Origin of the sequence: Neobacillus pocheonensis (assembly GCF_050477905.1) — a bacterium.
Taxonomy (GTDB): domain Bacteria; phylum Bacillota; class Bacilli; order Bacillales; family Cytobacillaceae; genus Neobacillus; species Neobacillus pocheonensis_A.
The window spans coordinates 147,496-167,489 of sequence record NZ_JBCNAD010000033.1; the positions used below are offsets into that span (position 1 = coordinate 147,496).

Sequence of the window (19,994 nt, forward strand, 5' to 3'; positions counted from 1 at the left end):
TCCCCCTCATTAAACTGATTTTACCACGATTCAAGCCAATCTGTTCTATCTGATACCATCTGTTCTATTGCCCTTCTATTATGATAGAAAAAAAGGAGGAGTTATCGGAATGGTTGTAATGAATTTTGTCTTGATGTGCTTAATTTTTGGAACGACATTCCTGGGGATAAAAATTGGTGTGGATGCAGGGGTGCCGCCCTTTTTATCTGCTGGTCTACGATTTTTCATGGCTGGCTTGCTGCTGTTTGGCTTTATGCATTGGAAAGAAAAAACGCAGCTAAGGCTATTATTTAGGAAAGAAGTGTTTTTAACAGGAGTTTGTTTAACGTTTGGGACGTTTGCCACCCTATACTGGGCTGAACAATATGTGACATCAGGGATTGCCGCTGTCTTATCGGCGACAGGCCCAATGATGATTTTAGTGATTCAAACAGTGATTTTGAAGCAAAAAGGGAACCGGTTATCCTTCATGGGCTGTTTGGTCGGGCTCATCGGTGTTGCGTTGTTGATTTTGCCTAGTTTTTCAATCAAGGTAAGTCCCTTTTGGATGATTGGGTGCTTTGCCATTCTAGTTGGAGAGGTTTTTTACGCAACCGGGGCGATTTACACAAAGCATGTCGTCCAAAAATTTGAAACGACATCGCCGATTGCGTTGAATGCGGCGCAAATGATGCATGGCGGGATATTATTAATCTTGTTATCTCTTTTCACCCAGGACATTCAGAGTGATAAACTCTTAAGCCCGGCTTCCATTGGTTCACTTTTTTATTTAACGATTGTTGGTTCGATGATCGGCCATACCATTTTTTATTGGCTGGTCTCACGGACAAATCCGGTCTTTCCTTCTACATGGTTGTATATCTCACCGTTAATTGCCGTTATCCTGGGAGTGATTTTCTATGATGAATATATTTCGTGGCTAACCGCGATAGGGACGGTGACGATAATTGCTGGAACGGTATTAGTTAATTTTAAAACATTACGGGAGCTGAGATTGAGGAAGCGGGCTGCTTTTTGGGATGTAAAACATTAAAATTAGGGCCCTTCAAACTTTTTTTCTCCGAAGAGCGAAAAAATAAAAAAATGCTCGGTTATAAAAACCGGGCATTTTTGCTGGGTTCACCCCAAATATACCAAATCCTTCAGTTCATCTGTGGACAGTTCGGTAATCCAGTTTTCGCTTTGGATGATCTGGTCGTTTAAAAATTGTTTTTTCTCAAGCATAGCATCGATTTTTTCCTCAAGTGTACCCGTGCAAATCAGCTTATGCACGTGCACAAAGCGCGATTGGCCAATGCGGTAGGCGCGATCGGTCGCCTGGTTTTCAACGGCCGGATTCCACCAGCGGTCGTAGTGGATGACGTGGTTCGCCGCCGTCAGATTCAGGCCGGTTCCGCCAGCTTTCAATGACAGCAAGAACACTGGGAACTCACCGTTTTGGAACCGCTCAATCATATTATCACGCTGCGTCTTCGAAACACTTCCATTAAGGAATGGCACTTCGACACCAAATTTCTTTTTCAAGGTCGAACGAATCATTTCACCCATCTCAATATACTGTGTGAAAATCAGACAGCTTTCGCCTTGCTCCAACACCGCCTCAATCAGGTCGACAAGCTTCTCCAATTTATTGGAACGATCCAAGAGCTGCCTATCCGTCGACTTTTCTTTTAAATAGAGGGCAGGGTGGTTGCACAGCTGTTTTAGGCGGCTTAGCATTTGTAAAATTAACCCCTTGCGCTCAAAGCCGGACAATTTTTCAATCTCAGCAAACGTATCATGGATGAGCTGCTCATACAATGAGGCCTGCTCCGCGGTAAGTGGGCAATATTCCTTTTGCTCCTGTTTGTCTGGAAGATTGAGAGCGACCTCTTCATCCTTTTTCGTGCGGCGCAGTAAAAATGGCCGAATCAATGACTGCAGTTGTTGCACTTTTTCCTTTTTCTCATCTTTTTCAATCGGAATGACAAACTTTTTCTGGAATTGTCCCAAGCTGCCAAGATAGCCATGGTTGGTAAAATCAAAAATTGACCAGAGCTCGGATAAACGGTTTTCCATCGGTGTTCCGGTCAGCGCGATGTGGTGTCGGCCGCGCAGCTTGCGTACGGCTTTCGATTGCTTGGTCTGCGCGTTCTTAATGTTTTGCGCCTCATCAATGGCAATCGAGCTCCAAAGCTTGGACTCGAACTCTTCAGAATCCAAGTGACTCAGTCCATATGAGGTGAGCACAACGTCAGCGTCTTGGACTTTTTCAGAAAAAGCATCCTCTTTGAGACGATTCGAGCCGTAATGCAAATAGACGTTCATTTCAGGAGCAAAGCGTTCTAGCTCCTTCTGCCAGTTTCCAAGCACAGACGTCGGACAGATGATGAGTGCAGACTTGGTCGGAACTTTCGCAGGTGTATCCTCTTTATTTTTCCCCTTCTGGGTAGTGGTAATGGTGTCAGGCACCGCATCCTCATCCCTCACCTTCAGCAAATATGAGATAAGCTGGACAGTTTTGCCGAGTCCCATGTCGTCGGCGAGGCAGGCGCCGAATCCGTATTGACGCAGAAACCAGAGCCAGCTCATGCCCAGCTGCTGGTAGGGACGGAGTTCGCCGTTCAGCCCTGAAGGTACATCGACAAGTGGAATTTCGTGCACCTCGGAAAGCTGTTTGACCATTTGCTTCCATTGTCGGTTCAATTCAATTTGAATCTTCGCGAACGCCTTTGGATTTTCCAGTTCATCCTCGGATTCAGTCGGTTCAACGAGTTCTTGCTCGAGTAAATCGCGAACGTGCAGACCTTCTTTTTCCGCCCGCTTCATCAAATCCTGAATCTGGCGGATGAACTGCGGATCGAGCTTGACCCAGCGGCCACGAATATACACAAGCCTTCTTTTTTCCTCCACCAGCTGTCCGAATTCATCTTCCGAAAGGTCAACTCCGTTCATCGAGAACCGCCAGTTAAAGTCAAGCATGGCCTGCAGTCCGACGAACGATGGCCGGTGGCTGGACGTCCCTTTTAATGATGCCTTCACCTTGAGGTTGGCGTTTTTCATCGCCTGCCACCAAGAAGGGAGGAGGATTTCCACATCGAGTGCTAAAAGCGTCTCACTTGCCTCCGTTAAAAACATCCACGCTTCTTCCTCGCTAAGATGGGTTTTAAAGTAGTCGTCCTCACTCAACCAGGGAATCAATCGCACCCAGCGTTCCTGCTCGCGGTCGACTTTTTCTAAAAAGGGCCGCCACTTTGCAGGGATTTTGGCAACACCTTCAATATCATAGACTTCATCGGTATTTTTTTTACCACGCAAAAAGACATCAAGCGTCCAGGCCCCTTCACCTTCAATTGGTTCATCCAACCGGAGCCCGATAGTGAACGGGGTATCGCTTTCCTTAATTCCGACCCAGACAAGCCAGCTTTCTTCATCGAAGTAGCGGGCTAGTTCTCCACCAGAGATGTTCTGCTTTTTCAGGAGGTCGAGTTTTGGCCCGAACAGCTCCTTCATCGCTGAATTCCTTGTGAGGTAGGCATCGAGGGCGCTGTTGTACAAATCAGAAATATAGGAGCTTGTGGTTTGGGAGGCATTTGGTTCAACCTCTTGCTCCCAAAAAGACGGATCAAACTCATCCTGGACCCGTTCCGGCAGCTTCCAGCGGAACTCACCATTCTCCCATACCGAGAAATCCGGCAGCCAGTCTTTTTCCAAAATGCCTTCATGAAGGGAAGCCGCCGCGGCAAGACAAAGCTCTGATTGTTCATTCCAGTCCCATTCAATAAAGCGGTTGAACGACTCTTTGGCAAAAAGGGAAACCAGCTGCCAGCCGCTGACGGACACACCTTCAATCCCATCGACGGTCTCGGTCTCAAGCAGCGTTCCAAAAAAGCTTTCCTCATGGTTGCTAAAAACAAGATTCTTCCACGTGGACGGGTCCATATGGTGGCCATGTTCGTCCTGAGCCGTAAGAAAAAAGCGGTCATCTCCTAATTTAGTTGTCAGCAATTTCATAAACCTTGTTTTAAGCATGTTACACGAACTCCTTTAATTGGGAAGGGGCATTATAAGGACCCATTTGGATAGTTGGATATTTCCAAATAATGTTTAATTAGACAAAGCACATTAAAAAATAGACAAAACTTATAAATAAATAGACAAAGTCACCGAAAAAATGAACAAAACCTCTGAAAAACTAGACAAAACAGTTAAAAAAATAGACAAAACCTAAAAAACTTGAAAATCAACAATATCAAACATCAATTAACTTACTCCGTTTACACTCTTCATGAAAAGCACGCAATCGTTTGGTCCGTTCCATCAAGGTATCTAAAAAATACTGCCAGTCATCAACGCGCTTCAGTTTCTTGTACAACGTCCTCAACTTCTTCAAATGCCTTACAGCCATTCGATAGCTGGCGCGGTTTTTTTGGTCGATTTCACGCTGAGCAGTTTGGTGGAGCATCGCCAGCAGCACTTCTGGCCGCTCCTTCTCAATCACCTTTAACCGGTCCTTCGGTAAATCATAAAATTCCATTCCGGCAAATGCATGAAGCTCGCCCCAGCGATCATACTGCCCACGCTCAAACAGCAAATACTCATATTCCGCAAAACTGTAAGGGAGCGTCTGCAGCAAGGCCCGTTCATACAAATCCAACCGATCGTTTTCCGCACAATAAGAGGTAATCGAGCGGAGCGCCGTGCGCGTAAACGTCGTGCAGCTGCGGTAACCGCCCAACTCCTCTAAATAGCCTTTTAATTTTTGCAAAAATAACTCGACCAGCGGCCCGACCCGCCGCCACGCCTTCAATTGGGTCAAATAATCAATCCAGTAAACCATATAGGGCGTGAACGAAGCATCCTCAATCATTCCAAACATTTTTAAGGCCAACTCATCATTCTGCAGCAGAAAATTTAAATGAATCCTTCCAGCCACAAGTGGAAGCGGATTTTCCCAGTCCTGCAGCGACTTCCCGCGGACTTGAATCTTCTCCAATTCCTCCTCGCGCCAAGGCTTCTTTTTAAAAAGTTGAGCCCACAGCAGGCGATATAAGTAAATTCGTTCGTATTCCAACACCGATGCACAGGTCAACAACTCGAACGCATCGTCCTTCAATTTCTCAATAAATTCATCAAAGGCAAATGGCAGCGATTGAACGCCAAATTTTTCGACAAGCTCCTCGGCATCATCCATCATGTTATGGAAGAGATGGAGATAGACGCGCTTAACCATATCCTCACCATGGTTAAGTTGCTCAGTCAGCACGCTCAGTTTCCGAAAAGAAACTACAATTCCGATCAATTCATATAGCATACGCCACTCCTGCTCAACGGGAGCGCTGGCATGAATACGCCGAGAATAGATATCGAACAACTCGGGAATGACATACGGACTCGTGTACTTTTTCGAAGCAAGCAGGGTATCGAAGCTGACCTCAAACGAATGCACCCAGCGACTGTAATCCGGCTTCAGAACCCCATTGGCTTTAATCAAATCCTTCGCCGTCTGCATCCCCCAGTTAGAGAGATCCTTCTGCTCCTGCATTGGTTCGCGCCACTCGGAAACCCAATCCGAAACACTCCCCACCTTCGCATAGGCGGCAAAAAATACAGCCATTTGATGGCGGCACCATCCTTCGTGAGGGCAAGAACACTCACTCATGGTATAAAAGGTGAGGTCCAAAAGCACCTTAACCGGCATCACATCCTGGACGACCGCCGTGACCTCATCCTTCTCTTTATGTAATTGCGTCACCAGCCCTTGCCGGTACAGCATTAACCCCTTTTGGACGAGCCGCGCATCCTCGGCCGAGTTCGGGCTCAGCAAATCTCGAATTTCTTCTGAAAAGTCATCCATCAATTCATTTTCAGGTGTCGACTCCAAGGCCGCGACCCCCTTTTTTTGAAAAATAAATATCTAAAACCGTTCTGCTTTTATATAAAAATAATCTAAAAAAATCCATATTCCTTTATTATACCCAAAAATTCGCAGTTAGAGGAGGGGGGAGCTTGGAAAGCAGGTAATTACATTTCCGCCGGTTAAAAAGAGTTCAAAAGCCAACTTACACCATTAGTGCTATAAGCCTATCGGTCAATTTCCCCATTTTATCGGTCATGCCCTCACGAAAAAGAAAGCCGTGAGGACCATTCCACAAGTACCTGCATGATTCTAAAGGGCTCATGGCCAAAGGCAGATCCACAAAAGATTAACCTAAGACTTTTGATGGAGAAAAGTTCCCACCAAAGCACAATGCCTCCACACCAAAATGCCACTAAAATAAAATTATAAATTAAAAGATTGGTGGTATGCCAAATGAAAACAGCTAAACTTTACGAAACCCACGTTTACTCAAAAAACCTTGAAAAATCAATTGAATTCTATCAGTCTCTTGATTTAGAATTGGCCTATGTTATCCACGAGAGAAGAGTCGCCTTTTTCTGGCTTGGGGAACCCGGTACTAAAGAGCAAATGCTAGGGGTTTGGGAAGTACCAGAGGATCAATTTTTCAAAAAGCATTTTGCCTTCACCATTTCACTAGAAGAGTTACTTGACTTACCACAATTCCTAGCAGGCAAAGGAATCAATCTGCGTCCGTCATTTGGTTTGGACGAATCAGAGCCGGTTGTTCATGCCTGGATGCCAGCTGCATCTTACTACTTTGAGGATCCAGATGGAAATTCATTAGAATATATATCAGTATTGGAAGGAACGCCGCAGCCTGAACTAGGGGCCATCCATTTCAGCAAATGGAACCAACTTCAAAGTGCCAATCAATAGTGAACGAAGAACTACGGGGAGTCGCTTCATTAGAATTAATTAAAAAAATAAAGTTAGTCTCATGAGTGACTTTTCTTCTGAATATAATTTTGACGTATGCATCAAAAGGGAGGAAAGGTACTCATGAGTTGGAATCAAGACAATGTTAATGCAAATCGAAAAAAGACGAATGTTACTCGACCAACGAGCACGGATGAGCAAAATACCGTCCAAACACATGTCCATGAATTTACGGCCAGTACGAAACTGGCCGAAGAAGAGGAAGATCGGCATAATCATCGGTTTGCCGGTGTGACCAGTGAAGTCATTCCGATGGGGGATAGTCACGTTCATAACATCATGGTGAATACGGATTTTCTCGATCACCATCATGAAGTCGCCATCACAACCGGACCAGCAATTCCTGTCGGCGGCGGAAAACATATACATGTAGTAAGTGGCACCACCACTTTAGACGATGGCCATGTCCATGAATTGTTTTTCACTACTTTAATAGACGCACCTCTAGTCTGAATGGCAAGTTTTGAAAAAGAAGAAATGGTCCCGTCTTATCTGGACGGAGCCATTTCTTCTTTTTATTTTTTCGTTCTGATAGAATATAAAAAAGTTCTAAGGAAAAGGAGCCATCAAAAATGACAGCTTCAACGAAAAGTTTAAGGACTTGCACCCAAGGACACCAATACTATAAAAGCAGCGACTGCCCAGTCTGCCCGATTTGTGAGCAAGAACGTAAACCTGACAACGGATTTCTTTCACTCCTGTCAGCACCAGCGAGAAGGGCATTGGAGAACAACGGAATCACCGCTTTGCAGCAACTATCAACATTCAGCGAAAAAGAGATTCTGCAATTCCACGGAATGGGACCAGCTTCTTTACCTAAACTTAGGAAAGCTTTGGAGGCAAATGGGTTATCGTTCAAACCCAAATAGGGGGATTGTAGGAATACCTTAGTTAGGTGTCATTGCACAAAACGGGTCCATTTCTTCAGGAATTGGCTGCCATTGGAATGGTGGCTTTTCTTATCTCTGAACAAATAATTAGAAGGGGGGATTTAAAGGTAATAGAATTAAATGAACAACAAAGATTCCCCAGGTTCGCTTATTATTTTTTTTAAGTTTTAGTAGGGACTTAAAAATAATATTTAATAAGATCGAACTACCTAGTGTAAGACATAACCCTATAATTGGAAAAGTATTTTTCTGGGTTCCTTCTGTGTATTTTTCTTGAACTAACCACGTTACTTGAATAAGAAAAAACGATTCTTCTTACTGAAGAATCGCACCCGTTTCAACAAAACATGATTAATTATAACCCGTTAATTTCTTTCATAGTTCAACGAGTCTACCTTCGGATTTTCAATCCAAATAAACTTTCCAAATTCACTAATCTCTTTTTCCTTGAATTCTATTGTTAACTTACTAGAGTCCTGACGATTGGAACCTTTTATCATGTTAGGGTTCCATTTCATATATTTTTTTCTTAAACACACTATCAATCCATAATACTCATTTGCCCCAATATGGCTGATATGAATGAACATAGGGAGAATGGTGATTAACAAACGGGGGAGGGGATTTTCCTCTGTTGCAGTCATTATATGGGCCAATATACGTTGAGGGTTTAACAGGTGCAACGACTTGCTTCCATTGATTTTCATCGAGACAATACGTATGTGCCATGATATTTGCAGGAGTAAATTTTAAAATATCAGATCCTAAAATCACCTCTGGCGTTGGTGCATTAAAAATCGCCAAAAGATGAGTGTGATCGACTGTAGCAATCTCATAATGCCACCAGCCTTGTGGGACGTTAGCTACTTGCCCTGGGGTAATTGGGTAATTGAGTATTTGTTTCGTAAATGGGTTCAGAATCGATACAATCGCAGCACCAGAAATGCAATAGACCAATTCGGCTGCATTTTGGTGATAGTGCGGTTCAACCACGTTATTCGTGCTAAGAAAAATGTCCAGCAAAGATACATTTTCCAAAGTATTCAACTGGCTAATACCTAATACGTTGATATAGTTTTGATTATCTTTTACAAACAAGGGGCTTTTGTTAACATCAAAAGTGTATTGTCTGTCTGGAGATGTATAATCCATATAGGATGACATAAATTTCTTCACCTCTTTTAGTGGGCCTAAAATAAACCTATAGGCATGTTATGCACATGGATCATGTTCGGTGTGAATTAGCATCCGTATTCAACAAAAAAGCCAGTCCCGCGACTGGCGATCATTTTAATTATGGACCTGCTTTGTATGAAAGTAGAGGCCACACTAGAAAAAGGTAGAAAAATAGGGAATTCGTTAGTTCCTTTCTCTATTTCTCGCATAAATTAATAGTAAGCATAGATATTTTACGAGCAAATTTAGGACAACCCCCTAATCGGACTTCTATTTTCGGAATATTTAGAATCTAATAATATAAACAAACTTTTAAGGAGGTGTTAGGTTGGAAGTACAATGCAATCAACCTTGTGAAGAATACATTTATTGTATACACTGTGGATTTCCAATTGACCAAGATGAACCTTATTTCGTTTATGTGGAAAAGGATATAGAAGGTCATATTGTTTATTGCTGCGATGACTGTACTTAATGATAAGTGCAGTCTTTTTTATGATCGAGTTTTTAAACTATATGAACGTAAAAAAGCCAACCCTTATTTTGGGGCTGGCCCGGTGCTCATATTGTCGCCTTTTGATAGATTAGAAAATACCTCAAATAATTGCGTAATGTAGCGATTTAGCTCGAAACCATCTTCTGTAGCAAACTCAGATAATAACAACTTATTCTCCGTCATCAGCTTTTCCACCTCGATTTCTGAACTTAGCATCATTATCGCCAAACTATTAGTCTCTTATACATGCAAATAGGATAAACATTTTCATATCTGAATGCGGAGTGGACAAAAAAAATCCCCTCAAAACGAGGGGAGAAAGGGAATAATCTCTTGGTATCTATATATTTAACAAAATAGTTGTTTTTTATACCAGTCTATTAAAAAATTTTTAATAAAACCGCTTAAACCCATCAAAGTGTTGCGTCCAATAGGAATTGCTTAAATTACTAATGGTCACGACAGGTTCACCGGCATGAATAAATTGGTTGTCACCAAGGTAGACTCCCATGTGGGAGATTCCTGGTTTATATGTATTTTCGAAAAAGACAAGATCGCCAGGCTTCGGCTGGTCGACATAGTAAGTGCGGTTGTAATAGCCTTCAGCGGAATAACGGCCGATGTTCTTGCCCGCTTGATTTGCTACATAATAGATGAAGCCGCTGCAATCAAAGCCGGAGAGGGAGCTGCCTCCCCAAACATATGGCGTGTCCATCAAACCTTTGGCAACCGAAACCATCGTTTCGGCAAAATCGGCTTGTTGTGTTGGAGTGGTGCTTACATTACCCGAGACCTTCAGCTTCTGACCCACATAAATCATGTCAGAAGTAAGCCCGTTTAACGTTTTCAAATCCTTTACCGTCATGTTAAACTGCCCGGAAATCTTTCCAAGCGTATCACCGCTTTTGACTGTATATTCCGAGACAGTTGCTGGTGCAGGTGTAGGTGCTGGTGTTGTCGGTACGGTTGGGTTTGCGGTGTTCGTTTGTGCCGTAACCTTCAGTTTTTGCCCGATATAAATCATATCGGATGTCAAGTTATTCAAGGTTTTTAACTGTTGAACCGTCATCCCGAATTGCACACCAATTTTGCTCAAGCTGTCGCCACTCTTTACGGTGTATTCGCTTGTTGTCGTGGAGGACGAGGGCGGCGGCGTTGTAGGTGTTTGTGCTGGCGCGGTTGGCCTCGTTGTTGTTGTTGTTGTTGTTGTTTGTGAAGGTGCCGAAACCTTCAGGACTTGTCCGACATAAATCAGATTGCTATCTAGATTGTTCCATTGCTTCAGTTCGCCGACGGTAACTTGAAAGCGGTTGGCGATTTTAATAAGAGCATCGCCTTTTACGACCGTGTAAGTGGCTGACTCCGGTGCCTGGGTATTGGAGTCAGTGGAAACTTTAAGAGTTTGATTTTCATATATAAAATCGGATTGCAAGCCGTTCATTGTCTTTAAATCTTGAACACTCGTATTATACTTCGAGGCAATTTTTGATAAGGAGTCACCTTTTTGAACTTTATATGTATCAGCGAGGGCGGACCCAGCAAAAAGCGTCGAAAAAAGTGCGGCTGTCGACAGAGTACGAACAATGGTTTTCTTCATCTTGTAAAAATCACCTCAATATCTCTTTTTTTTTACCATTTTACCATAGTTTGCTATTATTTTGGGAAAAATTTGCTAAAAAATGACGCAATCTTACCAGTTTGGCGGAATAAATCGGGAACTTGGCGGAATTACGTCTTTAATTGGCGGAAAAAATACTAGTCTAGAATAGATAGCAAAAAATTTATCGCTCACTTTTGGGGAATTGTCGGTCAATTTTAGGAATTTATCGGTCAATTTTATAATTTATCGACCACTTTCAGAAATTTATCGGTCACATTAAAAATATCTTGATACCACCCCCTTGTTCCCAAACGAAACCCTATCCAATCCACCAAAAAAAAGACAAAAAGCCAGGCGTCCAGCCTGGCTCAGGTAACTTTTACACAACATCATCGAACAAAATCTCTCAAAATACAACAAATTCTTCAACATTAAGTTCTATCAAACTGATATACTCATTATGTAATAATTATAAGATTTTGGAAGTATTTTCAAGAGGTGATTAGAAATGCAATGGTTTTTGAAAGTGGTAAAAAACTATGCGGGATTTGCGGGGAGAGCGCGGCGGAAGGAATATTGGATGTTTATTCTTGTCTATTTCATTTTTAACATCGTGCTTTCAATCGCGGAAACCATCTTTGATATCAATCAAGTATTAACAACTCTTTTTGGTTTAGCGCTGCTGTTACCGACGTTAGCAGTTACAGCCCGCAGACTACATGATACGGGAAGAAGTGGATGGATGCAGTTGATAGGTCTAATCCCGATCATTGGCAGCATTATTGTGATCGTATTTTTGTGCAAGGACAGCCAGTCGGATGATAATCGTTTTGGACCAAATCCTAAGTATTCTGGCAAAGCCGCAATTCTATAGGCTAGGTGAAAAGCTCGCGCCAAGCTTTATTAATGTTTAAACAACCTTAATGATTAGGTCATAGTTTGTTCATAGTTTGGGGGTATGATAAATACATGCAGAAGGAATGCTTAATCAAACTTCTCATAACCCCCTTATAAAAATATTTGTTGCATCCGGCCTTGTGCCGGATATTTTTTTGCCAAAAGGGCAGAAGCGTGCTGCCTGGCACGGGTACCTTTCCGTTATCATTGAACAATTTCCCCAAAATATGACAATATCCCTTAACATGAAATCCTAACATCTTGATATACTTAATATTGTAATAATTCTTATATTTTGGAATTAAGTCCAAAGGGGGAATCGAAAGTGGATTGGTATGTGAAGGTGTTAAAGAATTACGCTGGTTTTGAAGGAAGGGCACAACGTAAGGAATACTGGATGTTTATCTTAATCAATATGGTTATCTCCATCATCCTCTCAGCCATTGAGCGTATGGCAGATATAGGAACAATCATATCAGGGCTCTATTCATTAGCCGTTTTGATACCGACCATTGCTGTTACAGCCCGAAGGCTCCATGATACGGGAAGAAGCGGATGGATGCAGTTGATTGGGCTTATTCCGCTTGTTGGTTGGATCATTGTCCTTGTATTTGTGTGCCAAGACAGCCAGCAGGGCGACAATCGATTTGGATCAAATCCTAAATATTAGTTGAATTATGTCCAAAAGCCGCTTACGCAGTTTAGCGGTTTTTATTTTTTATAAAAAAGGGGAAATCAAATTTGAAAAAAGTCGTTTATTTGTTGGCTGTTTTAGCAGCTATTATTGGTTTGGCTTCGTGCAATCAAACAAATCAAAATGAGCCAACTTCACATGTACCAAAGGATAAGGTCTATCAAAACAAAGTGTTTAAAGATGTGGTCGTAACTGAATCAGGAGATAAAATCATTGTAACAGGGAAGGCTCAGGTATTTGAAGGCGTGTTTCAATATGCTCTTTATGATGGAGAAAAAGTGTTGATAGAAAATCACTACCAAACAGATGGGGCACCTGCTTGGGGAGAATTTGAAATCAGCTTTGAAAAGAAGCTAGTAGCTACAAATGATAGTAAACTCGAATTATTTGTCTTCTCAGCAAAAGATGGTTCGAAAGAGAATACTTTAGAGATTCCAATTCCAAAACCTTAGTTATATGGGGAATGCCAGATTCATTTTATACCTGAATCTGGCAAACGTAATGGACGCAATTTGTACAGGTTGGTATGATGAGTAAGAAAAATCCTACTCTTCTTGAAGCGAAAGGAGCCAATCATGATGGAAAAACTAGCCTGTAGTGTATCCAGAACTATTCAGACCGACCTCGTCCTACCGAATGATACAAACTCACATCACACCTTGTTCGGAGGTGCCCTCATGAGCCGGATCGACCGTGTCGCGGGAATTGCCGCTATGAAACACTGCCGAAAGGCCTTGGTAACAGCGAGCACAGATTCAGTGGATTTTTTGCATCCGATAACGCTGAAAGACGCGGTTACGCTAGAAGCCTTTGTTACCTGGACCGGGAAGAGCTCGATGGAGGTATTTGTGAACGTGACCGCTGAGAACGCCCTTACTGGGGAAAGCCGGACGGCAGCGACTTCCTTCTTAACTTTTGTCGCTTTAGATGAAGAAGGAAATCCAACCGCTGTACCTCCTGTTTTTCCGGAAACGGAGGAAGAAAAATATTTGTTTGAAACAGGGGAAGAGCGGGCACATAACCGGAAACTCCGAAGAGGACAGAGCAAGCATTTAGCCCAGACGTTCGGACGAAAGAAATAAGTCGACTCTAAATAAGACAGATTGGACATATCCGAAAAACCCTGAATTGATTCCAAAAGATCGCCATTAGAGTCGATCTTTTTTCTTTGGCAATTTTTCAAATAATATCGTGATAATAATTTATTAATTGGAAAAAAATAGTTCTTAGGAAGGAGGGATTGCGAATGTCTATGAAAAAGTGGTTAACAGGATTAGTCGTTTTACTAGCGATGATTGTGGGTATGGCGACTCCTGGCACACTCACCGTATTTGCCGAATCCGGCGTCGAAACACAGCCTATGGTAAAAGCGATTGAGGTCCAGATGAACGATAATTACTTTAATCCGAAAGTCATCACTATTCCTAATGGAACAACGACAACGTTGATATTGAAAAACAAAGGTAAGAAAGAGCACAGCTTCACAGTGGAAAAGCTCAGTATTGACGTCGAAGTTCAGCCGGGAAAAGAAAAAACCATTACCGTGACTCCGAAACAGCCCGGTACATATGAACTGATATGCCGGTACCATTACCAGGAAGGAATGGTTGGAAAAGTAATCGTAAAATAAAAAGCAGGGCCCAAATATAAATCGGGCCCTGCTTTTTTAATAGGCAACAGTAGCTTGCCTATTATGAAAACAAATGCTCATTTCTAAAAGATTGTTGCTTTTTATGATTCGCCGATAAAGTGTTTAGATTCGCCGATAAAATTAAAAATTCGCCGATAAAGTCTTAAATTAGCCGATAAAATTATGAAATTCGCCGATAAATTATATAACTCAGGGAATGGGTTATAATTTTACATCGAAAAATTCCCTTTTTGGAGTTTGAAGGCTATAAAATTAACATTTTTTACGAAAACAAAAGAGTTTTCCGGTAGGAATCATAGAACAATTTCAAAAATAGTTCCTTGGTTAAAATCAGTCACTTTCATCGAGCCATATACCCCTAAATATAGTCTGGATTGATCCCGATTTGTTCCCAAATTAACATAATAAGCGGATTGAGACCCAAAATCATAATCGGTTTCAATCACACTGAAATCATTTAATTTACCATCTGTTCTTACCCTGGTATACGCTAAAACTCCTCTAACCGGAGGCCGTGATTCTTCACGCCGGGCAAGATCGGTAAACACAACGCTTCCCGTCAAATCGGGGATTCCATTTCCCATATAGGCTTGCACGCCTGTAAGTGCAGTTCCCCCAAACTTATCGGGCCTTTCATCCTTATGAAAATAACTCGTTAAAGGCGGAATACGCTGCACGGAAGTTTTTATTGCTTCATTGTAATAAGCCGTTGTTATCTCATCCAAACTCGGATTTCCAGAGCAGCTCCTTTTAATCGCAGTAGGAAAAGCACCTTCCCACCCTCGCCAGCCAAAGTTAATCAATCCTTCTTGGTCAGAATCGGATATCGTTGAAGAAGCCTGAACAAGCTGAGGAACCGGGATTGGTTTATAATGAACGAATGAAAAAATCGACTCCACCAAATCCTGTCCGACCTGTCCGACATATTTGAAATACTGATTATAAAACCGTTGAAAGGAGATGCCTGATATATTGCGGACCCCTTTGGCCATTACCATAAGCGTTTCTTGAATAGATGCGGGAAGTTCATGAAAACGTGTGACTACTGGTGGATTTTCGATAAATATATTCTTAGCGACATCAATTTCAATAATTTTTCCGGCGATTTCCATATCATCCTGGCTTAGATTAAATGGATCATAGCCTGATCCACCATCCCCGGTTGTTAAAATAAGTTTCCCTGTTTCGGGTGAAAAGTTTAAGCTATTGAAACCATTATGATTCATAAATGGCCTTCTTATGTTAAGCAATGTCCGTCGTTTTTGAGGCTGACCATTCGATGGTAAAATCCATTCTTCAACCGTATCAATATGATCATATTGAGTTTCTCTATTAGCCCATCTTAAATTTAAAGTTTTGGGATCACACGGGTCAGGGCTAAAACCTTCAGCAGGAGTCCCAGTCCCAGGACCTTGTGTTCCAGCTACTGAATAATGAAGATAAAACAGCCCGTTATAAAAAAATTGGGGATGAAACGCCAGCCCTAGCAAACCCCGTTCATCATATCCACCACCAGAAGCACCTAATTTTATGATCCGCGAGCGAATATCTAAAAAAGTCCTTATATCCCCATTTCCTATGTAAAAAATCTCTCCTACCTGGGTGGCAATAAATAATCTTTCGACTGAGTCACCCGGGAGGATAGTTGTTTTCAAAACAGTGGGTAAATTTAGCTTACTAACAATGGGACGTAAATGAACCTTAACTTTTTTCACCTAACTTTACACCCCTTCTTATTGTTTTCTCCTACAAGAATATGATTAGAACGGTTCTATTAGTACCAAATTAGGGACGGGGAATCTGACAAGGCATTACACCTTTTTCCGCACCAGCGTACTTAAACTAAAGAGTGCAAGAATCTAAGAAAGGGACTGCTTAGATAATCCCATTGTTAAATTAGATCAAGGGGGATGGTCCCGTGAAATCACGGTGAAAGAACTTCCTGTAGCAACCACCCTTGCAGGAGTTAATAGGAGTTTGACGGCCGGCGGTGTGCGTGAACTCCACTGGCATAAACAAGCAGAATGGTCTTATATGCTGTTAGGAAGGGCACGTATAACTTCGGTAGATCAACAAGGACGAAATTTTATAATATCAACAATAAATCAGGGAGAGATCGGCTTTTTGTGGTCTTTAGTATAAAAGGGCAAGCACCAATAGGTAGCTTGCTTCAAAACTAATTCTAATGAACATAAAAAAGGTGTCACCGTATCTGGCAGCACCAATTTTTATTATTTAAAGTCAGTTTTCATCTATGGGAATTTAAATTCTACCATTAAAAAATGAAGGTTAGGCAATATGGCAACTACACTCAATCCCAACTTGTTCGGATTGTAATAAATCATTTAAGGCATGTTGATTAATCACTTCATTAAAATCAGAGGGTTGGTCTAAGGAAATTCCTCTCCGATTAGCAACAGAAATAATGATGCCTAATTCATAATACATATTTTTCGTAAGAATTCCTTTTTCCATGTTTTTAATAATTTCATTATAAAAGCGAATTAAAAACTCAACAGGTAATTTTTCATAGAAATTCATTATCAATCCACCTCAAACGTCAAACGATTGTAAACCCTTTCCTGAATTATAACATTATTCGTTTTAGTTAAATTGTTAAAATTGTGTAAAAAATCAAAAATAATATGATTATTGTTATTGCAAAATACCGAGTACATACACTTTCAGGTGCATTACTTGATTAACTACAATCGTTTTTCTTATTAATGTAACGGAGTTTAGTTGATTAGAAAGTTGATTCTTTAATGTCGCATCTGACTCAAACTGCGCATTACATCCGATTAAAGAAAAAAGAAGCGTTTCATAGACGCTTCTAATAATAAGGATAGTTGGTTTTATTTTGTTCCGTAATTCAATAACTAGTAGTATCCACGCATAAAGGATGCACCAACAATAATTAAAAGGATGAAAAGCACCACGATTAAAGCAAAACGAGAACCATGACCGTCTGACATAGTGTATCACCTCCTTTAATAAAAAATAGTAAATCGTATGTCAATACGATTAATATCCAAATGGACAAGCATGGTATTATATAAAATAGATTAAAGTGGTGTACTGTTAGGATTTTACTTGCCCCAAATTATACCGTTGGTTCTAATAAACATTAAACCCAACTGGAAAGAACGATAATTAACAGAATGAACAATACTACGATTAATACAAAGCTGCTGCCACCGTAGCCATAACCGCGGTAACCGTAACCACCGCAACCGCCGAATCCTCCGAACCAACCCATTTTTTTCACCTCTAATCGAACAAAGTTAATTCTCTTTATGTATATTTTTTAACTCAAGGATTGTTTGGACAATCATCATCATTTAGGAAAAAATTGCGATTTTTCTAGAAATGCAAGAAACGTCTGCTTTTTATGCAAACGTTCCTTTGGAGGTAACTTAATACCGATTTGGTTATGGTGTAGTAATAACATATGTACAAGATATTAAAAGTGAATGGACATGCGCTGATTAAAAGTAAATTATGATGGGGATTTTTATTTTGGTGAATATCCTGAAAATATAAAGTATGTAGGAGAGGATCGGGACATCCCATATCCTCCACAGATATTCTATTATTTGTCTTTTAACAACAGTAGCCGTAATGATGCCAAGGATGATGGAATCCGAAACCACCATAGAAAGGGTGATGGTGATGATGGTGAAAACCATAACCATACGGATGATAGCCATATCCCATCATTGGATAACCGAATGATCCATAGTAAGGGGGCATTTAGACACCTACTTTCAATAATTTTTAATTACACTATAGACATATGTCTTATGGGTTAGAAATGAGCATTTCTTATATAAAAATAGGCAATCCTTTTTATTATTCATGTTCTTGTGGTATTAGGAATAGAAATGATCATAAAAAATAAGGGCTTAATCTGATGATACTTTATATAAACGGAAGCATAAGCTAGTAGTGAGCATCAGCAATGCCGCATACATTTTACTTCCTCAGTGCTTTATATGCGTTCGGTGCATTAAAGCCAGATAAAAAAGCCCTAAAACAAGAGCTTCTTTATTTGAAAAAAATTAGGTTGGATGCTTTTAATTAATAAAAAACAGTTGCTCCAATGATAATTAATAAAATAAACAAGACAACAATTAAGGCAAAACCTCCGCCAATAGACCATATTCAAGCAAAGACATAGACCGTAAAACTGGGATAGTTTCAATCAATAAGAAGCCCTTCAAGAAAGGGCTTTTTTAGTTTCTTCTTAGAAACAAATTACTGCACTTACCATTATTGATACGAATTGCCTTTGGGGTTAAGGTAGGCTAAGGGAGGAATTTAAATTTGTGAAGAAATGTACAAAAAGTAACGGATTAGTGGGATAGATGGCTGATAATCGACCTCTCTGTTGAACCAATTATTAATCCAATTGGAGAATTTAAATGGCAAAAGCACCATATAAAATTATGAAGGGAGGAGAGTCATAAAACATGCGGATTATGAACAAATATTTTCGTGGAACTGTTAGTATGGTTTACATGATGACCAATAATGAAGTAATGAATCGAATCATTGCCTTTTCCAGGGACGCGAATGGAATGCTCACTTTTGTTGGATCATACCCAACTTATGGTATAGGTACTGGAACAAAGGAAGTCTCCACTGCAACAGCTAACGATGGTGTCGATCCTCTTACTTCGCAAGGGGCCCTAACTTTGTCCCGTGATGGACGGTTCCTACTTGCAGTTAACGCAGGAAGCCATAGTATCAGCAGTTTCATCATAACCGACAACGGAACACTTGTCATCACGGATGTAAAGCCATCTGGAGGTGCTCAGCCCAATAGTGTAGATGTGTTTGGTAATCTTGTTTATGTATCCAATGTAGGTAATCCCGCAAACAATTTTACATCCAATATTACAGGTTTTCACATCGATGATAACGGACGCCTTACTCCTTTTCCCGGATCCACCCATTCCCTCAGCACTTTCAATGCTCAACCGGCGCAGGTTCTCTTTACTCCGGATGGTAGTAAAATCCTTGTAACCGAACTTACTTCAAACCATCTTAGTGTATTCCGTGTTCATAAAAATGGAATGATTACAGGACCAATCGTTAATAATTCTTATGGTCAAGGACCATTGGGCGCTTATTTTTTATCCTCTGGAATCCTCTTGGTCACAGAAGCAGATTCAAATGCGCTGTCATCTTATTCATTGAGCGATGACGGGATCCTTCATGTGATCAGCGGCTCTGTACCAAACGGATATAAGACGGCATGCTGGGTTGTGCCAACAAAGGATGAACGTTTTGCATATATTACCAATACTTTGAGCGGCACCATATCCACTTACCGAATCGAGCCCAATGGAGTGCTGTCGGTGGTAAAGCATATTACCAGTACACCGCCAGGAACAGCACCTGGACTGCCGATGGATGTCGGAGTGAGTAAAGATGGGCGGCATTTTTACACCCTTAACGGAAATCAGGGCACAGTATCAGTATTTAATATCCAAGATGATGGTAGTCTTGTCAGAGTGCAGGTTGCTGCCTGGACCAGCTTTCCATATTTAGGATCACAAGGGTTGGCTGTTCTTTGAGAAATCTTAACCCCCTAGAGGATGAGCTGGAAAACTATCAGAATGTTACATATTCCTTGATACAAGAAGGTGAATCGAAAAGGCAAACAATTACACAAGATAATCCCAAGACAGAGGAAGCACAACAAAGTTGTGAACTAAACTGGAGATATGTAAAGTTCCAGCTGCCATCGAAGCAGCTGTTTTTATTG

General features: G+C 41.2%; 22 protein-coding genes and 1 pseudogene. 12 read left to right on the plus strand and 11 right to left on the minus strand.

Going from position 1 to position 19,994, the window contains the following annotated elements:
* Positions 1–109: 109 nt before the first annotated feature.
* Complete coding sequence (locus tag ABES02_RS18895) at positions 110–1,033, plus strand: DMT family transporter (protein ID WP_430138265.1); 924 nt, start codon at positions 110–112, stop codon at positions 1,031–1,033.
* Between the two features lie 86 nt (positions 1,034–1,119).
* Here the strand turns inward: ABES02_RS18895 and ABES02_RS18900 are convergent, their stop codons facing one another.
* Entirely contained in the window at positions 1,120–4,011 is a 2,892-nt protein-coding gene (locus ABES02_RS18900) for a DEAD/DEAH box helicase (protein WP_430138268.1), read from the minus strand.
* Positions 4,012–4,231: 220 nt separating this feature from the next.
* On the minus strand, positions 4,232–5,863 hold the full coding sequence (locus ABES02_RS18905) for an SWIM zinc finger family protein (RefSeq protein ID WP_430138271.1): 1,632 nt from the start codon (positions 5,861–5,863) through the stop codon (positions 4,232–4,234).
* Between the two features lie 429 nt (positions 5,864–6,292).
* Between ABES02_RS18905 and ABES02_RS18910 the strand changes: the two genes are divergently transcribed.
* The 3 genes from ABES02_RS18910 to ABES02_RS18920 all read left to right on the plus strand — a co-directional run bounded on the left by ABES02_RS18910 (position 6,293) and on the right by ABES02_RS18920 (position 7,686).
* On the plus strand, positions 6,293–6,757 hold the full coding sequence (locus ABES02_RS18910) for a VOC family protein (RefSeq protein WP_430138273.1): 465 nt from the start codon (positions 6,293–6,295) through the stop codon (positions 6,755–6,757).
* Between the two features lie 123 nt (positions 6,758–6,880).
* The gene (locus ABES02_RS18915; protein ID WP_430138275.1) at positions 6,881–7,270 is read left to right on the plus strand and encodes a YmaF family protein; all 390 of its coding nucleotides are present in this window, start codon (positions 6,881–6,883) and stop codon (positions 7,268–7,270) included.
* A gap of 119 nt (positions 7,271–7,389) precedes the next feature.
* A complete protein-coding gene (locus ABES02_RS18920) occupies positions 7,390–7,686 on the plus strand; it encodes an RNA polymerase alpha subunit C-terminal domain-containing protein (RefSeq protein WP_430138277.1) in 297 nt (98 codons plus the stop codon).
* A 576-nt stretch (positions 7,687–8,262) separates the two neighbouring features.
* Here the strand turns inward: ABES02_RS18920 and ABES02_RS18925 are convergent.
* Entirely contained in the window at positions 8,263–8,871 is a 609-nt protein-coding gene (locus ABES02_RS18925) for a cupin domain-containing protein (protein ID WP_430138279.1), read from the minus strand.
* 340 nt (positions 8,872–9,211) lie between these two features.
* On the opposite strand from ABES02_RS18925, the gene ABES02_RS18930 reads away from it, so the two are divergent.
* On the plus strand, positions 9,212–9,358 hold the full coding sequence (locus ABES02_RS18930; RefSeq protein WP_430138282.1) for a hypothetical protein: 147 nt from the start codon (positions 9,212–9,214) through the stop codon (positions 9,356–9,358).
* A 63-nt stretch (positions 9,359–9,421) separates the two neighbouring features.
* Here the strand turns inward: ABES02_RS18930 and ABES02_RS18935 are convergent, their stop codons facing one another.
* The gene (locus ABES02_RS18935) at positions 9,422–9,607 is read right to left on the minus strand and encodes a hypothetical protein (RefSeq protein WP_430138285.1); all 186 of its coding nucleotides are present in this window, start codon (positions 9,605–9,607) and stop codon (positions 9,422–9,424) included.
* A 163-nt stretch (positions 9,608–9,770) separates the two neighbouring features.
* Positions 9,771–10,976: a LysM peptidoglycan-binding domain-containing protein gene (locus ABES02_RS18940; RefSeq protein ID WP_430138288.1), complete on the minus strand. Its 1,206-nt coding sequence runs from the start codon at positions 10,974–10,976 to the stop codon at positions 9,771–9,773.
* 511 nt (positions 10,977–11,487) lie between these two features.
* On the opposite strand from ABES02_RS18940, the gene ABES02_RS18945 reads away from it, so the two are divergent.
* From ABES02_RS18945 to ABES02_RS18965, 5 genes are all read left to right on the plus strand, one after another.
* A complete protein-coding gene (locus ABES02_RS18945) occupies positions 11,488–11,853 on the plus strand; it encodes a DUF805 domain-containing protein (RefSeq protein ID WP_430138291.1) in 366 nt (121 codons plus the stop codon).
* A gap of 348 nt (positions 11,854–12,201) precedes the next feature.
* Positions 12,202–12,546 carry a DUF805 domain-containing protein gene (locus ABES02_RS18950; protein WP_430138293.1) on the plus strand — a complete coding sequence of 115 codons (345 nt, stop codon included), beginning with the start codon at positions 12,202–12,204 and terminating at the stop codon, positions 12,544–12,546.
* 71 nt (positions 12,547–12,617) lie between these two features.
* On the plus strand, positions 12,618–13,022 hold the full coding sequence (locus ABES02_RS18955) for a Gmad2 immunoglobulin-like domain-containing protein (RefSeq protein WP_430138295.1): 405 nt from the start codon (positions 12,618–12,620) through the stop codon (positions 13,020–13,022).
* Positions 13,023–13,148: 126 nt separating this feature from the next.
* Positions 13,149–13,652 (plus strand): acyl-CoA thioesterase, encoded by a 504-nt coding sequence (locus ABES02_RS18960; protein WP_430138369.1) that lies wholly within the window; start codon positions 13,149–13,151, stop codon positions 13,650–13,652.
* A 164-nt stretch (positions 13,653–13,816) separates the two neighbouring features.
* Entirely contained in the window at positions 13,817–14,200 is a 384-nt protein-coding gene (locus tag ABES02_RS18965; RefSeq protein ID WP_430138297.1) for a cupredoxin domain-containing protein, read from the plus strand.
* A gap of 314 nt (positions 14,201–14,514) precedes the next feature.
* Here the strand turns inward: ABES02_RS18965 and ABES02_RS18970 are convergent, their stop codons facing one another.
* Entirely contained in the window at positions 14,515–15,936 is a 1,422-nt protein-coding gene (locus tag ABES02_RS18970; RefSeq protein ID WP_430138300.1) for a PQQ-dependent sugar dehydrogenase, read from the minus strand.
* A gap of 181 nt (positions 15,937–16,117) precedes the next feature.
* Between ABES02_RS18970 and ABES02_RS18975 the strand changes: the two are divergent.
* Positions 16,118–16,345 (plus strand): annotated as a pseudogene (locus ABES02_RS18975) (cupin domain-containing protein); the annotation flags it as partial.
* A gap of 165 nt (positions 16,346–16,510) precedes the next feature.
* On the opposite strand, the gene ABES02_RS18980 reads toward ABES02_RS18975, so the two are convergent.
* The 5 genes from ABES02_RS18980 to ABES02_RS19000 form a co-directional block, all read right to left on the minus strand.
* On the minus strand, positions 16,511–16,762 hold the full coding sequence (locus tag ABES02_RS18980) for a hypothetical protein (RefSeq protein WP_430138301.1): 252 nt from the start codon (positions 16,760–16,762) through the stop codon (positions 16,511–16,513).
* Between the two features lie 338 nt (positions 16,763–17,100).
* Positions 17,101–17,196, minus strand: coding sequence for a YjcZ family sporulation protein (locus ABES02_RS18985; RefSeq protein ID WP_430138304.1), 96 nt, complete (start codon positions 17,194–17,196; stop codon positions 17,101–17,103).
* Positions 17,197–17,348: 152 nt separating this feature from the next.
* Positions 17,349–17,480: a YjcZ family sporulation protein gene (locus ABES02_RS18990; protein ID WP_430138306.1), complete on the minus strand. Its 132-nt coding sequence runs from the start codon at positions 17,478–17,480 to the stop codon at positions 17,349–17,351.
* A 344-nt stretch (positions 17,481–17,824) separates the two neighbouring features.
* Complete coding sequence (locus ABES02_RS18995; protein ID WP_430138308.1) at positions 17,825–17,974, minus strand: hypothetical protein; 150 nt, start codon at positions 17,972–17,974, stop codon at positions 17,825–17,827.
* 327 nt (positions 17,975–18,301) lie between these two features.
* Positions 18,302–18,385 carry a YjcZ family sporulation protein gene (locus ABES02_RS19000; RefSeq protein ID WP_430138372.1) on the minus strand — a complete coding sequence of 28 codons (84 nt, stop codon included), beginning with the start codon at positions 18,383–18,385 and terminating at the stop codon, positions 18,302–18,304.
* Between the two features lie 308 nt (positions 18,386–18,693).
* On the opposite strand from ABES02_RS19000, the gene ABES02_RS19005 reads away from it, so the two are divergent.
* Positions 18,694–19,803 carry a lactonase family protein gene (locus ABES02_RS19005; protein WP_430138311.1) on the plus strand — a complete coding sequence of 370 codons (1,110 nt, stop codon included), beginning with the start codon at positions 18,694–18,696 and terminating at the stop codon, positions 19,801–19,803.
* Positions 19,804–19,994 lie beyond the last annotated feature (191 nt).

Coding starts and splice junctions, on each gene's coding strand:
- ABES02_RS18920 (WP_430138277.1), top strand. CDS start 7,390: ATGACAGCTTCAACGAAAAGTTTAAGGACTTGCACCCAAGGACACCAA.
- ABES02_RS19005 (WP_430138311.1), top strand. CDS start 18,694: ATGCGGATTATGAACAAATATTTTCGTGGAACTGTTAGTATGGTTTAC.
- ABES02_RS18895 (WP_430138265.1), top strand. CDS start 110: ATGGTTGTAATGAATTTTGTCTTGATGTGCTTAATTTTTGGAACGACA.
- ABES02_RS18940 (WP_430138288.1), bottom strand. CDS start 10,976: ATGAAGAAAACCATTGTTCGTACTCTGTCGACAGCCGCACTTTTTTCG.
- ABES02_RS18965 (WP_430138297.1), top strand. CDS start 13,817: ATGTCTATGAAAAAGTGGTTAACAGGATTAGTCGTTTTACTAGCGATG.
- ABES02_RS18945 (WP_430138291.1), top strand. CDS start 11,488: ATGCAATGGTTTTTGAAAGTGGTAAAAAACTATGCGGGATTTGCGGGG.
- ABES02_RS18925 (WP_430138279.1), bottom strand. CDS start 8,871: ATGTCATCCTATATGGATTATACATCTCCAGACAGACAATACACTTTT.
- ABES02_RS18960 (WP_430138369.1), top strand. CDS start 13,149: ATGGAAAAACTAGCCTGTAGTGTATCCAGAACTATTCAGACCGACCTC.
- ABES02_RS18985 (WP_430138304.1), bottom strand. CDS start 17,196: ATGTCAGACGGTCATGGTTCTCGTTTTGCTTTAATCGTGGTGCTTTTC.
- ABES02_RS18980 (WP_430138301.1), bottom strand. CDS start 16,762: ATGAATTTCTATGAAAAATTACCTGTTGAGTTTTTAATTCGCTTTTAT.
- ABES02_RS18910 (WP_430138273.1), top strand. CDS start 6,293: ATGAAAACAGCTAAACTTTACGAAACCCACGTTTACTCAAAAAACCTT.
- ABES02_RS18900 (WP_430138268.1), bottom strand. CDS start 4,011: ATGCTTAAAACAAGGTTTATGAAATTGCTGACAACTAAATTAGGAGAT.
- ABES02_RS18915 (WP_430138275.1), top strand. CDS start 6,881: ATGAGTTGGAATCAAGACAATGTTAATGCAAATCGAAAAAAGACGAAT.
- ABES02_RS18990 (WP_430138306.1), bottom strand. CDS start 17,480: ATGGGTTGGTTCGGAGGATTCGGCGGTTGCGGTGGTTACGGTTACCGC.
- ABES02_RS18995 (WP_430138308.1), bottom strand. CDS start 17,974: ATGCCCCCTTACTATGGATCATTCGGTTATCCAATGATGGGATATGGC.